We start from the raw sequence: 13166 nt of genomic DNA on the forward strand, positions 1-13166 counted from the left end.
TGGACTTACCGGGGCTCCGCGTGGTGACTGCGCCATCCAGGGGTGATGCGGTAGAAGGGCCCCCGCCGCCGGTAGAGATGGCGCGACAGATTCGCCTTGGAGGTTCCTCATGCGCCATCCGCTCGCCGTCCCGATCTCCGTCCTGACCGGAGCCGCCCTGCTCGCCTCGGGGTGCTCCGCCGGCTCGTCCCCGGCCGCCGGAGAGCGGCAGAAGCCCGCCTCGGCGGCCGCCGCCCGCCAGGCCGCCGTGAACCCGGCGGAGGTCGGCGCCAATGAACTCGGCCAGGTGCCGGTGCTCATGTACCACCAGCTCACCGCGAAGCCGGCCAGCGTCTACGACCGCACCCCGGCCGACTTCCGGGCCGAGCTGGAACGCCTCGCCCGGGAGAAGTACGTCCCGGTCACCGCCCGGGACTTCCAGACCGGCCATATCGACATCCCGGCCGGCACCCATCCGGTGGTCCTCACCTTCGACGACTCGACCAACAGCCAGGTGCGGCTGGACGAGCGCGGCAATCCGGCACCGGACACGGCGATCGCCATCCTGGCCGAGACGGCGAAGAAGCACCCCGGGTTCAAGCCGGCGGCCACCTTCTTCGTCAACGCGGACGCCTTCTCGGCCACCGGCCCCGCCAAGGCGCTGACCTGGCTGCGGAAGCACGGGTACGAGGTGGGCAACCACACCGACCGGCACCAGAACCTGCGCTCGCTGGACCAGCCCTCGGCCGTCCGGGCCATCGCGGGCGGCCAGCAGGCCATCGAGAAGGCCACCCCCGGGACCCGGGTCACCTCCCTCGCCCTCCCCTTCGGCGCCATGCCCGAGCCCGCCGGGGTCGCCGCGCGCGGCACCGGATACCGGTACGACGGGGTGTACCTGGTGGGCGCCAACCCCTCGGTCTCACCGTTCGCCAAGAACTTCACCCCGACCGCGATCCCCCGCATCCGCTCGGCGGGCCCCAAGGACCAGGACGCCGAGTTCGGCTCCTCCCGCTGGCTGGACAAGCTGGCCGAGAACAAGAGCTGGTACGTCTCCGACGGCGACCCGAACACGATCGCCTTCCCCCGCACCGACCAGGAGAACCTGGCCCCCGCCTTCGCCAAACGCGCCCGCCCGTACTGACGGCACGGGAGCGAGCCTTCCCGTACGGGGGCGAACCCTCCCCGTAGGGGGCCGAGTCTTCCCGTAGGGGGCTGAGTCTTCCCGTAGGGGCCGGGTCTTCCCGTACGGGCCGGGTCTTCCCGTACGGCGCCGAGTCTTCCCGTAGGGGTGGCGCCCTTTCCCGTACGGGGCCGAGCCTCCCCGTAGGGGCGACGCCTTCCCGTACAGGTGGCGCCTCTTCCCGTACGGGGCCGCGCTCTCCCGTAGGGGTGACGTCTCCTCCCGTACGGGTGAAGCGCCCGCGTTCGTACGGGGTGCCCGCTTCCGTACGGGGCGGAGGCTCCCGGCAGCCCGTACGGGGCCGGGGGCCCGCTGCCGTACGGTGTGGCAGCTCCCTGGGCGGCCCCGCCTCAGGTGTCGGTGGAGCGCCGGTCCAGGGCGATCTCCCGGGCCAGTTCGACCCCGGCCGCGATCCCGCCGTACAGGATCCCCCGGTCGTCCAGGGCGGAGACCGCGAGCCGGGGTGGTGCGAAGGGCAGGAGCAGGGACAGCTCCGACTCGACGGCCGGGAGGTACGGGCCCAGCCGGCATCCCACGCCGCCGCCGAGGACGACCAGCTCCGGGTCGACGACGGTGATCACCGAGGCGAGGGCGCGGGCCAGCAGCCGGGCCTCCGCCGTGAGCACCTCGTGGGCCCGCGGGTCGCCGGCCGCCGCCGCCGACACCACGTCCTCGGCGGTGCGCGCCCCCCGCACCCCGCTCCGCCGCGCCGCCGCGACGATCGCGTCGGCCGCCGCCGCCGTCTCCAGCATGCCCCGCTCGCGCACCGCCTCCGGCAGCCCGCCGGGGGGCAGCGGGGCCACCGGGAGGAAAGCGATTTCCCCCGCCCTGCCCCGGGTGCCGCGGAGCGGTCTGCCGCCCAGGACGACCCCGGCGCCGACCCCCGAACCGACGTGCAGATGGACGAAGTTGTCCACGCCCCGGCCGAGCCCCTTCGTACGTTCGCCGAGCGCGCCCAGGTTGACGTCGTTCTCGAAGCGCACCGCGCCCGCCTCCGCGAAGAAGTCCCGGAGCCTGCGCACATGGAGCGCGTACTCCCACCCCGGCAGGTTCGAGGCGAGCCTGAAGGACTCCTCGGCGGGGTCGTAGACCCCGGGGGAGCCGACGACGATCTGGAGGAGGTCCGCCATGGCGAGCGACCGCTCGGCCAGCGTCACGGAGACCAACTCCTCGATGACACCGACCAGTCCGTGCGCGTCCCGCGCGGACGCCACCCGCACCTGGTGCACGAGGTCACCGGCGAGATCGGCCAGCGCCAGCCGGACCCAGCGGCGTCCGATGTCCAGCACCAGCACCCACCCGGCGGTGGGCTCGGGACCGTAGAGCTGCGGCGCCCGCCCGGCCCGCCCGGTCCGCACCCCGAGGCTCCGCAGCAGCCCGCTCTCGACCAGCGCGGCCACCGCCGCGGCCACCGTGGGCTTCGACAGGCCGCAGGCGGTGACGAGTTGGGGGATGGAGATCGAACCCGCCGCGTAGACGTGGTGGAAGACGGACCGTTCGTTGAGCCGGCGCATGTAGGTCGTACTGGTCGCTACCGGGGACGACTTCGGCAACGAGCCCTCCTTTCCGAGACTTTCCGGGCATCCGTGTCCGATCCTTCGCGGGCACCCATGAACATCGCGTGAACCCTTGTTTATTTAGGAGGCTCCCTTACAATCATCGCTCATGAAAGCGCTTGCCATACCCGGGCCCGTCGTGGCCGTCGACATCGGCGGGACCAAGACCGCGCTGCTCGTCGCCGACGGGACGGACGGCGCCGCGCCCCGCACCGACCGCATCCCCACCCTCCCCGACGAGGGCCCGATCCCGCTCTTCGCGCGGATCGCGGAGGCGGTCGACACCCTGCTCGGCCCCGAGGCGGACCGCGCCGACGTGACCGGGGTCGGGCTGGTCTGCCCGGGGATCGCCACCGAGACCGGGGTGCTGTACGCGCCGCACACCCCCGGCTGGGAGGAGTTGCGGGTACGCGAGGTGACGGGCGCGCTCTTCCCCGGCGCCCGGGTCGCCGTCATGAACGACGTCAAGGCCGCCGCGCTCGCCGAGGCCCGCCAGGGGCTGCTGGCCGGGGCCGGCCACGGCATCTACCTCAATGTGGGCACCGGCCTCTCCTGCGCCCTGGTCGTCGACGGCACCGTGCTGACCGGCGCCAACGGGGCCGCGGGGGAGATCGGCTACCAGGCGGCTCATCCGGCGGAGCCGGGCGTACGGGAGGACCGGGCACCCCTGGAGGAGACCTTCTCCGGCGCCGCGCTCACTGCCCTCGCCCGAGCGGCGGCGGAGGAGGAGGGGAAGGGGGAGGGAACAGGCGAGGACGCGGGCGCGGGGGAGGGGGCCACGGCGGGGACGGCGTTCGAACGGGCGGCCACCGACGGCGCGTTCGGCAAAGAGGTCGGCGAACGGATGGAACGGTTCGCCCTCGCCGTCGCCAACCTCGCGATCGCCTTCGACCCGGCGCGCATCGTCGTCGGCGGCGGAATGGCCCGCCACGACGAGGTGTTCACGGCGCTCACCGCCGCGCTCGAACGGTACGTCCCCTTCCCGCCGGAGCTGCTCCGCTCCCGTACGTACGACGACGCCGCCCTCACCGGCGCGCTGATCGCGGCCCGCGAGGCGCCGGGACCGGGGCCCTGAGGCCCTGAGGTCCTGAGTCCCTGACGCCCTGAGGGGCGCCTCGGCCGGGGCCCGCCCCCCTGCCGGAACGTTCTTGCACCGCCGTTCACCCAGCACCACCCCACCCCCCTCACCTCACCCCGTCCGTACCGATGCCCGAGCCCGGGCGTACACCGTGCTCCCCGAGCGCGAAGAGAGTGGGACTGCCATGGTCAAGAAACTCATCCCGATAGCGACGGTCCTGTCGCTCGCCCTCACCGGGTGCGCCTTCGGCGGGGAGAGCGGCTCCGGATCGGACTCCGGCACCCTGAAGTTCTGGCTCTCCGGCGACGGGAACCAGGGCGGCGGCTTCGCCGCGATGGCCAAGGAGTACACGAAGGAGACCGGGGTCAAGATCGACGTCGTCGACATCCCCTACGACGACCTCCGCACCAAGCTGCGCAACGCCGCCCAGGCCGGCGACCTCCCCGCGCTCGCCCGGGTGCCCTCCGTCGACCCGCTCTGGGCCGGCTCCCTGATCGACCTCACCGACACCGCCGAGAAGCACAAGGTCAAGGCCAACCTGCTCGCCAAGTCGTCCAAAGGCGAGATCAACGCGATCCCGACCGACCTGACCGCCGTCGGGCTCTTCCTCAACAAGAGCCTCTTCGAGAAGGCGAAGGTCCCCTACCCGACCTCCGCCGCCGACCAGTGGACCTGGGACGAGTTCACCGCCGCCGTGAAGAAGGTCCAGCAGGCCACGGATGCCAAGTACGGCCTGGTGATGGACAAGTCGAGCCACCGGCTGCGCTCCTTCCTCTTCCAGAACGGCAGCAACGCCTTCGGCCCCGACGCCCAGGGCACCTACGCCGCCGACCCGCCGACCACCGCCGCCCTGGAACGCTTCAAGGCGATGAACGACGACAAGCTGATGCCCCGTTCGGTCTGGCTCTCCGGGGACGACCCCAACGCCCTCTTCAAGAGCGGCCGGGTCGCCGCGTACTACTCGGGCGTCTGGCAGATCACCGACTTCTCGCAGAACATCAAGGACTTCCAGTGGACGTCCGTACTGATGCCGAAGCAGCCGGTGCGCGCCACCAACCTCGGCACCAACTACCTGGTCGGATACGACGGTCCGGCCGCCGAGAAGACCGCGAAGTTCATCGACTGGCTCTACACCCCGGAGAACTACCGCAAGCTCTGCGAGATCTCCGGCTTCCTCCCGGTCGAGGACGGCATCGACGTGAAATACGCCGCCGACAAGGAGGCGTTCGACGTCTACAACGACGAGATCGCCCACTCCGACCCGATCGACTCGCTCCAGATGCGGAGCGAACTGGCCGCCTCCTACCGGGGCGAGGGCTCCTCCACCGACGACCCGATCCGGGACGAGACCGTCAAGTACCTCAACGGCGAGCAGGACGTACGCAAGACGGTCGCCGCCATCGAGAAGAACTTCGCCGAGCAGTCCGGCCGGTGACATGAAGCAGCCGACCACCCTGACGGCGGACGCCCGCCGCTCGCCCGACGCGCCCCCGGCCCCGGCCGGCCGGGGGCCCGCCGCCCGGCGGCGGCGCGGCCGTCGCACCACCGCTCCGCTGGTCCTCGCCTCGGTCAACGTGGTGATGTTCCTGCTCTTCTTCGTCTGGCCGGGCGCCCTCGGACTGATCTACTCCTTCACCGATTACCGGGGCTTCGGTCAGCCGGACTTCGTCGGACTCGACAACTACCGCACGCTCTTCGAGGACGCCGACTTCTACGGGGCCCTGGGCCGCACGGCGCTCTACGTACTGCTCTCCGTGCCGCTCACCTACGCCCTCTCGCTCCTGGTCGCGGTGCTGCTGGTCAGCCGCTTCGCCCGCGGCACGACCGTCGCCAAGGTGGTCTTCTTCTTCCCGTGGCTGATCTCACCGATCGTCACCGGGGTCATCTGGCGGTGGCTCTTCGGCGAGAACTTCGGCTTCGTCAACTTCGTCCTCACCACCCTCGGCCTCTCCGAGGTCCGCTGGTCCTCGGACGGCGATCTCGCGCTCGCCGTGGTGGTCCTCGCCACCGCGTGGGGCGGCACCGCCTTCAACATGCTGCTGTTCATCGCCGCCCTGAAGAACGTGCCGAAGTCGTACTACGAGGCCGCCGAACTCGACGGAGCCAACGGGTGGGAGAGGTTCCGGCACATCACCCTGCCCGCCATCGCCCCCACCTCCTTCATGGTGATCCTGCTCGCGACCATCAACGCCACCAAGGAATTCGCGATGGTCCAGGCGCTCAACGGCGGCGGCCCCGGCACCGAGAACCGCCTGATCGTCCAGTACATCTACGAGACCGGCTTCAAGAAGGCCGAGGTCGGCTACGCCAGCGCCGTCTCCATGGTGCTGATGGTCATCCTGCTCGCCATCGCGCTGGTGCAGATACGTCTCGGCCGAGGGCGGGGAGCCTCATGAAGCAGCACACCGACACGGTGGAGCGCCCGGAGAAGGCGGGGCGCGGGGACGCGGTACGGAGCCCCGCCACCGGCGACCGGGTCCGGGTCACCGCCGTCACCCTCGCCCTGTGGGGGCTCGCCGCCCTCTTCGCCTTCCCGGTCCTGTGGTTCGTCCTCAGCGCCTTCAAACCGGGCAGCGAACTCTTCAGCTATCCGCTCTCCATCCTGCCCCGCGACTGGACGGTCCAGGGGTTCGCGGACGCCTGGGAACGCATCCGGTTCGCCCGCTACTTCGGCAACACCCTGGTCGTCGCGACCGTCACCACCGTGCTCACCGTCCTCGCCAGCGCGGGCACCGGGTACGCCCTCGCGAAGTACTCGGCGGTGTGGATCCGGGTCTTCTTCGTCTGCGTCCTCGCGACGACGATGCTCCCCACCGAGGTCATCCTGACCCCGTCCTTCGCCGTCGTACGGGAGCTGGGGCTCTACGACTCCCTCGCCGGGATCATCGTGCCGTCGGTCATCACCGCGACCGGCATCTTCATGTTCCGCCAGTTCTTCCTGACCGTCCCCGACGAGATCCTGGAGGCCGCCCGGATCGACGGCGCGGGCGAGATCGGCATCTTCGTCAGGATCATGCTGCCCATCGCCCGGCCCATCGTCGTCACCCTGGCGATCTTCTCCTTCCAGTGGCGGTGGAACGACTACATCTGGCCGCTGATCGTGCTCGGCGACGAGAAGCGCTTCACCCTCCAGGTCGCCCTGCGCAACCTCATCGGCGCCCAGAACATCGACTGGCCGGTGCTGATCGCCGCGTCCGTCATCTCACTGCTGCCGCTGCTCGTGATGTTCCTGGTCTTCCAGCGGTACGTCATGAACGCCGACATCAACGCGGGCCTCAAGGACTGACCCGGCCCCGGGCCACCCCCCTTCCGTATCCGAACCCGAGGAGCGTCGACCGCACCATGACCGCGCACCCCACCGAGGCCCACCCGGCGCCCGGGACGACCGACCTGCCCTTCGTGGAGCGGCTGGTGGCCCCGCTCGACCGCCATGTCCCTGAGATACGGGCGGAGCTCGCCGACGGCGGGTACGCCACCGCACAGCACCGCACCCTCGCCTCCGCCGCCAAGGCGCTCCTCACCGCCTTCCTGACCCCCCGCTCCCGCCACCACCGCGACCCCGGGCTCCTCGCCGACGCGGCCGGGCTCACGGCCCGGCTCGCCGCGCTCCAGGGGGCCGACGGACTCTTCGCCGGGGGCGACAACCTCGCCTCCCCGCCCGACTCGGCGTTCACCGTCAACGACGTGTGTATCAGCGGCGAGTTGATCGAGGCCCACCCCGAACTCCGCGACACCGCAGGGATGGCGGAACTCCGCACGGGGCTCGCCGGGATCCGCCGCGCCGTGACCCCCGCCCTGCTCACCGGCGGCGTCCACACCCCCAACCACCGCTGGGAGTTGAGCGCCGCCCTGGCCCGGCTCCACCGGCTCGACCCCGACCCCCGGCTGCCCGCCCGGGTCGACCAGTGGCTCGCGGAGGGCGTCGACCTCCAGCCGGACGGCATGTACTCCGAGCGCAGCCCGCTCTACGCCGCGCATGTCACCAACCCCTCGCTGCTCGCCATCGCCGACGCCCTCGACAGGCCCGAACTCCTCACCCCCGTAAGGCGGAACCTCGACGCCTTCGCCGGACTCCTCGACGAGGACGGCACCATGGAGTCCGTGCACTCCCGCCGCCAGGACCAGCGGTTCGCCTTCGACGGGGCCGGGTTCCTCCTCCCGTACCGGCGGTTCGCGGTGCGGGAGGGGCGCGCCGGCTACGCGGCGGTCGTCACCGCCCTCCTCGCCCGCCCGCTGCCCGCGGGGCTCGCCGCCGACCTCCTCGCCGAGACCCACCTCGACCCCACGCTCGCCCGCCCGCTCCCCGCCCCGGAGCCGGCACCCCAGGAGGCGCGGAAGCCGGCCGCCGTCCGGCGGACCGTGCTCGCCGACTCCGGGCTCACCCGGTGGCGTACCGGACGGCGCACCGTCACCGTGTACGGCGGCGGCGACAACGCCCGCTTCCCCGACATCGCCTCCGGGCTCGCCACCAACCCGACCTTCCTCCGCTTCCGCCAGGGCGCCGCCGTGCTCGAAGCCGTCCGGCTCTCGGTGAACTTCTTCGGCCTCGGCCCGTTCCGCCCCGACGGGCTGAGCGTCGCCGACGACGGCCGCTGCACCCTCACCCGCACCCGCGAGGCGCACTTCTACCAGCCGCTGCCCGGCGACCGCACCCGGGCCGACGGCGCGTACCAACTCGGCGGCGAGGGACGGTTCTTCGCCGCCATGGACTTCCCGCACCGGCCCACCGACACCCACCGGCTCCGGATCGACGCCGAGATCGTCCCGACCTGGTCCGGAGTGACGGCCCAGTTCGACCTGACCGGCGTCCCGACCTCCTTCGTCCTCGAACTCACCTTCCGTGCCGGGGGAGTTCTGGCCGGGACCCGCCCGCTGCCGGAGAGCGAGTACGGCCCGGATGTCCACGAACTGGTCGAGGGCACCGGCGCCTACCGCGTCGGCGGCGACATCGTCCGCTTCGGCCCCGGCAACGGCACGGGGCCCGCACAGCCCGCCCACCCCGACCCCGGCGAGCGCTTCACCTACCTGGGCGCGCACGACTCCGTACCCGGCACCCGGGTCCGTATCACCGGACGCGTCCCCGGCCGCTACACCCTCACCCTCGCGGGGGAGGGCGACGGCTGAACGTCCTGTGCAGGCAGGGGAGTTGGGGGTTACGGTTCCACGCCCGCCCGGGGCGGAGCCGCCACCCCCGGCCCCGCCCCGGGTTCCGGCCCCTCCCGTACCGCCCGGCCCACCGCCGCGCGCAGCTCGGTGAACTCCGGGAGCCCCCGGGTCGCGATCTGGTCGCGCTCCGCCGGCAGGCGCACCGGGAGATCGGCGCGGACCCGCCCCGGGCCCGGTGCCAGCACCACGACCCGGTCGGCCACATACACGCTCTCGTCGATGTCATGGGTGACCAGCAGCACCGTCATCCCCTCCGCCCGGTGCAGCCCCAGCAGCAGATCCTCCAGATCCTCCCGGGTCCGCGCGTCCAGCGCCCCGAACGGCTCGTCCATCAGCAGCAGCGAAGGACGGGCGACCAGCGCCCTGGCCAGCGCGACCCGCTGCTGCATCCCGCCGGACAACTGCCACGGACGGCGCCGCTCCGCCCCCTCCAGACCCACCTGCGCCAGCATCCGGGCCGCCGCCGCGTGCCGCTCCGCCCGGCCCAGGCCATGGCGGCGCAGCGGCAGGGCGACATTGTCCCGTACCGTCAGCCACGGGAAGAGCGAGCGGCTGTAGTCCTGGAAGACCACCCCCAGCCGCTCCGGCACCCCCGCCACCGGGACACCGTCCAGAGTGACCCGCCCCGAGGACGGCCCGATCAGCCCGGCCACACACCGCAGCAGCGTCGACTTGCCGCACCCGGAAGGACCGACCAGGGTGAGCAACTGGCCCTCGGGGACGGTGAGTTCAATGTCCCGGAGGGCTTCCGTCGCGCCGTAGCGGTGGCCGAGTCCCTCGATCCGCAGCATCCGGCCGCTCACCGCGCCCAGGGCTCGTAGAGCGGCGAGTCGTCGGCCGGCAGGCGGACCCGGAGCAGCGCGGGCCCCTCGTCGGGGCTGAGCGCGAGCACCCGGTCGAGCGCCCCGGGCAGCTCCTCCGGCGTCTCGACCGAGGCGCCGGGGCAGCCGAACGCACCGGCCAGCGCGGCGAAGTCGATCCCGGCGATATCCGTGCCCGGCACCGCGTCCATCCCGATCCGCCGCCCGAGCGCCCGCACCGCGCCGTACCCGCCGTTGTCCAGCAGCACATAGCTGACCGGCGCGCGGTGCCGTGCCGCCGTCCACAGCGCCTGCACCGAGTAGAGCGCCGAGCCGTCGCCCAGCACACACACCACCCTCCCGCCGCCCGCGAGCGCCCGCCCCACCGCCAGCGGCAGCCCCCACCCGAGCGCCCCGCTGCCCGTGGTGAGGAAACCGCCCTCGGCGCCGACCGGCAGCCGGGCGTGGAGCGCGTCCCGGTGGCTCGGCGCCTCCTCCACCAGCACCGTCCCCGGCGAGAGCCGCTCCCGGAGCAGATCGAGCACCAGCTCGGGGGAGATCCCGGGACCCGCCCCGGCGGGCGCCGGCGCCGCCCGCGGCACCGGCTCCGGCCTGCCGTCGGCCTTCCGCACCAGGCCCGCGAGCGCCCGTACGGCAGGACGGAGCGTGGTCACGATGCTGGTGCCCACCGGCAGCCAGGCGGCCTGGCCCGGGTCGCAGTCCAGGTGGTAGAGCGCGGTGCCCGGCGCGAGCGGGGGCGCGCTCACCCGTACGTGGTACGTGAACACGGGCGCGCCCAGCGCCACCACCACGTCGTACGGGGCGAGCCGCGCCGCCAACTGGTCGGCCACCGGGGGCAGGAAGCCCTGGAAGTACGGATGCCGCTCGTCGAACCCGGAGCGCCCGGAGAGCGGGCTGATCCAGACGGCCGCCCTGGTCCGCTCCGCCAGCTCAGCCACCCCGGGCCCGGCCCGCTCGTCGTCCACGGCGGGACCCACCACCAGCGCGGGGCGCCGCGCCGCGTCGAGCGCGGCGGCCAGCCCGGCCAGCGCCTCCGGGGCCGCGCCGAACTCTCCGTGCACGGTACGGGGCGCGACAGGTTCGGCCTCCTGGTCCCAGTCGTCCTCGGGGACGGAGAGGAAGACCGGGCCCCTGGGGTGGGTCATGGCGACCCGGTGCGCCTCCGCGAAGGCGGCGGGCACATCGGCGCCCCGCTCCGGCTGGCGGCTGAACTTCACATACGGGCGCGGGAACTGGGCCGGTTCGTCGGCGCCGAGGAAGGGGCGCAGCGGCAGCAGCGCGCGGGACTGCTGGCCGGCGACGATCACCAGCGGCACCCGGTCCCGGAAGGCGTTGAACACCGCGCCCAGCGCATGGCCCACACCCCCGGCCGAGTGGAGCCCGACCAGCGCGGCCCGCCCGGTGCCCAGCGCGTGCCCGGCCGCCATGGCGACGGCCGTGGACTCCTGGAGCCCCAGCAGATACCGGAAGTCGTCGGGCCAGTCGCGGAGCATCCGCAGTTCGGTGGAGCCCGGATTGCCGAAGACGGTCGTCATACCGGTGGCCCGGCAGAACTCCACCACGGCCTGACGGACGGTCGTACTCATCCAACGCCGCCTCTCTGGGGTCTCGTACGGTGTGGGTCCGGACGCGCGCGCTCCTCGCGCCGGCCGCCGAGCAGCAGCCGTTCGCAGGCGAGCAGCCCGCTGTTGAGCACCTGCCCGGCCACCCCGAGCAGCACGATCACCGCCCAGACCGTCAGCAGGTCGGAGCGGCTCTGGGCGTCCACGAGCTGGTAGCCGATCCCGTTCGAGGTGCCCGGCAGCAGCTCGGAGAAGACCATCAGGATCAGCGACAGGGAGAGCGAGATCCGCAGCCCGGCGAAGATCCGGGGCAGCGCGGCGGGCAGATGGAGCAGCAGCACCCGCTCGGCGAGCGGCATCCGCAGCACGGCGGCGACCTCCAGCCGCAGCGGGTCCACGCCCCTGACCCCGTCCGCCGTGTTGACCAGGACGGGCCAGACCGCGCTGAAGACGATCGAGGCGAGCTGCATCCGGGTGCCCGGGTCGAACAGGACGACGAAGACCGGCACCAGGGCGGGCGGCGGCACGGCGCGCGCGAACTGGAGCACCGGATCGCAGAGCGCGTACACCGTCCGCGAGCGGCCCACCACCAGCCCGAGCAGAACACCGCAGAGCGCGGCGGCGCAGAACCCGCCGAGCACCCGGCCCAGACTCGGCAGCAGATGGGCGAACGCGTTGTCGGAGAGGAAGAGCCGCCCGGCGGGACCGGAGAACCAGAGCGTGTGGGCGTGCGCCAGGATCCGCGCGGGCGTGGGGAAGAAGACACTGCCGCCCGCCCACGCCGCCCACTGCCAGACCAGCACCGCCCCCACCGGCACCCCGAGCCGCAGCGCCACCCGCCGGAGCCCGGACGCCGCACGCGCCGGGGCCGCGCGGGACGGCCGTACGGTACGGGCGGACCGTACGGTACGAGGCGGCCGTACCGTACGGTCCGACGGTCCGGCCCGCGTCTGGCCCGCCCCCGGGGAGGCCATCAGTCGCTCCCCGGGGCCCGGTGCTCCGGTGTCCACGGGAAGAGCCGGCGCTCGGCGGCGAGCAGCCCGCCGTTGACCAGCAGCCCCAGCGTGCCCGCCCAGACCACCCCGGCCAGCACATCCCGGGTGCCGTCCGTGGCCGTGCTCGCCTGGGCGATGAAGATGCCGAGCCCCTCGCCGAACCCGGCCAGGATCTCCGTCGCCACCGCCAGGATCAGCGCGGTCGCCGCCGAGATCCGCACCCCCGCAGCGATGAACGGCGCGGCCGACGGCAGCGAGGCCCGCAGCAGCACGGCGAGCCGCCCGAAACCGAAGGCCCGCAGCGTCTCCTCGGCGAGCGGGTCCGTCTCGCCCACCCCGTACACCGTGTTGAAGAGCACCGGCCACACGGAGGCGAAGGCCACCAGCGCCACCGTCGTGCCCAGACCCGCGCCGAGCAGCAGCGACACCAGCGGGATCAGCGCCACGGACGGCACCGGGCGCACCACCTCGACCAGCACCCGTACCGCCTCGTTCACCGCCGGGACGCTCCCCAGCAGCAGCCCCACCGGGATCGCGATCGCGCAGGCCAGCGCGAGACCGGCGGCCCACGCCTCCAGAGTGGCCGCCACCCCGCGCAGAAACGCGGCGTCCCCGGCCAGCCGGAAGGCGCGGGCCAGCACCTCGGAGGCGGGCGGCAGATAGGTGCCGCTCACCAGCCCGGAGCGGCCCGCCGCCTCACTGATCCCGAGGGCGACCAGCACCCCGGCCGCCCCGAGCAGCCGCTCCCGCGCGACCGCCCGGCGGGCCCCCGCGCCGCGCGGTCGCTCCCGTACCGCCGCCTCGCGCACCCCCGGCCAGCGCACCGGCC

General features: G+C 73.2%; 11 protein-coding genes. 6 read left to right on the plus strand and 5 right to left on the minus strand.

Annotated elements, in window-relative coordinates; genetic code table 11:
• Positions 1–109 precede the first annotated feature (109 nt).
• Complete coding sequence (locus AB0O07_RS05245; RefSeq protein WP_365627051.1) at positions 110–1120, plus strand: polysaccharide deacetylase family protein; 1011 nt, start codon at positions 110–112, stop codon at positions 1118–1120.
• 389 nt (positions 1121–1509) lie between these two features.
• On the opposite strand, the gene AB0O07_RS05250 is transcribed toward AB0O07_RS05245, so the two are convergent.
• A complete protein-coding gene (locus tag AB0O07_RS05250; protein ID WP_365627056.1) occupies positions 1510–2712 on the minus strand; it encodes an ROK family protein in 1203 nt (400 codons plus the stop codon).
• A 112-nt stretch (positions 2713–2824) separates the two neighbouring features.
• Between AB0O07_RS05250 and AB0O07_RS05255 the strand changes: the two genes are divergently transcribed.
• From AB0O07_RS05255 to AB0O07_RS05275, 5 genes are all read left to right on the plus strand, one after another.
• Positions 2825–3790, plus strand: a complete 966-nt coding sequence (locus tag AB0O07_RS05255) for an ROK family protein (RefSeq protein WP_365627059.1) — start codon at positions 2825–2827, stop codon at positions 3788–3790.
• A gap of 187 nt (positions 3791–3977) precedes the next feature.
• The gene (locus tag AB0O07_RS05260; RefSeq protein ID WP_365627062.1) at positions 3978–5228 is read left to right on the plus strand and encodes a sugar ABC transporter substrate-binding protein; all 1251 of its coding nucleotides are present in this window, start codon (positions 3978–3980) and stop codon (positions 5226–5228) included.
• 145 nt (positions 5229–5373) lie between these two features.
• On the plus strand, positions 5374–6189 hold the full coding sequence (locus AB0O07_RS05265) for a sugar ABC transporter permease (protein WP_365628020.1): 816 nt from the start codon (positions 5374–5376) through the stop codon (positions 6187–6189).
• The gene (locus AB0O07_RS05270; RefSeq protein WP_365627065.1) at positions 6186–7079 is read left to right on the plus strand and encodes a carbohydrate ABC transporter permease; all 894 of its coding nucleotides are present in this window, start codon (positions 6186–6188) and stop codon (positions 7077–7079) included. The genes AB0O07_RS05265 and AB0O07_RS05270 overlap by 4 nt, the downstream gene beginning before the upstream one ends.
• 56 nt (positions 7080–7135) lie before the next feature.
• Positions 7136–8917 (plus strand): hypothetical protein, encoded by a 1782-nt coding sequence (locus tag AB0O07_RS05275; protein ID WP_365627067.1) that lies wholly within the window; start codon positions 7136–7138, stop codon positions 8915–8917.
• 29 nt (positions 8918–8946) lie between these two features.
• Here the strand turns inward: AB0O07_RS05275 and AB0O07_RS05280 are convergent, their stop codons facing one another.
• The 4 genes from AB0O07_RS05280 to AB0O07_RS05295 are packed head-to-tail and all read right to left on the minus strand — an operon-like array spanning position 8947 to position 13161.
• A complete protein-coding gene (locus AB0O07_RS05280; protein ID WP_365627070.1) occupies positions 8947–9750 on the minus strand; it encodes an ABC transporter ATP-binding protein in 804 nt (267 codons plus the stop codon).
• A gap of 8 nt (positions 9751–9758) precedes the next feature.
• Positions 9759–11366 (minus strand): benzoylformate decarboxylase, encoded by a 1608-nt coding sequence (mdlC, locus tag AB0O07_RS05285; RefSeq protein ID WP_365627073.1) that lies wholly within the window; start codon positions 11364–11366, stop codon positions 9759–9761.
• On the minus strand, positions 11363–12316 hold the full coding sequence (locus AB0O07_RS05290) for an ABC transporter permease (protein WP_365627076.1): 954 nt from the start codon (positions 12314–12316) through the stop codon (positions 11363–11365). The genes mdlC and AB0O07_RS05290 overlap by 4 nt, the downstream gene beginning before the upstream one ends.
• Positions 12316–13161, minus strand: coding sequence for an ABC transporter permease subunit (locus tag AB0O07_RS05295; protein ID WP_365627079.1), 846 nt, complete (start codon positions 13159–13161; stop codon positions 12316–12318). The genes AB0O07_RS05290 and AB0O07_RS05295 overlap by 1 nt, the downstream gene beginning before the upstream one ends.
• Positions 13162–13166: the final 5 nt, after the last annotated feature.

The sequence above is a fragment of the Streptomyces sp. NPDC093085 genome, assembly GCF_040683935.1.
Classification (GTDB): Bacteria; Actinomycetota; Actinomycetes; order Streptomycetales; family Streptomycetaceae; genus Streptomyces.

Bases quoted from the DNA above. Each gene is read 5' to 3' on its own strand.
- AB0O07_RS05245 (WP_365627051.1), top strand. From the start codon at position 110: ATGCGCCATCCGCTCGCCGTCCCGATCTCCGTCCTGACCGGAGCCGCC.
- AB0O07_RS05255 (WP_365627059.1), top strand. From the start codon at position 2,825: ATGAAAGCGCTTGCCATACCCGGGCCCGTCGTGGCCGTCGACATCGGC.
- AB0O07_RS05260 (WP_365627062.1), top strand. From the start codon at position 3,978: ATGGTCAAGAAACTCATCCCGATAGCGACGGTCCTGTCGCTCGCCCTC.
- AB0O07_RS05265 (WP_365628020.1), top strand. From the start codon at position 5,374: ATGTTCCTGCTCTTCTTCGTCTGGCCGGGCGCCCTCGGACTGATCTAC.
- AB0O07_RS05270 (WP_365627065.1), top strand. From the start codon at position 6,186: ATGAAGCAGCACACCGACACGGTGGAGCGCCCGGAGAAGGCGGGGCGC.
- AB0O07_RS05275 (WP_365627067.1), top strand. From the start codon at position 7,136: ATGACCGCGCACCCCACCGAGGCCCACCCGGCGCCCGGGACGACCGAC.
- AB0O07_RS05280 (WP_365627070.1), bottom strand. From the start codon at position 9,750: ATGCTGCGGATCGAGGGACTCGGCCACCGCTACGGCGCGACGGAAGCC.
- mdlC (WP_365627073.1), bottom strand. From the start codon at position 11,366: ATGAGTACGACCGTCCGTCAGGCCGTGGTGGAGTTCTGCCGGGCCACC.
- AB0O07_RS05290 (WP_365627076.1), bottom strand. From the start codon at position 12,316: ATGGCCTCCCCGGGGGCGGGCCAGACGCGGGCCGGACCGTCGGACCGT.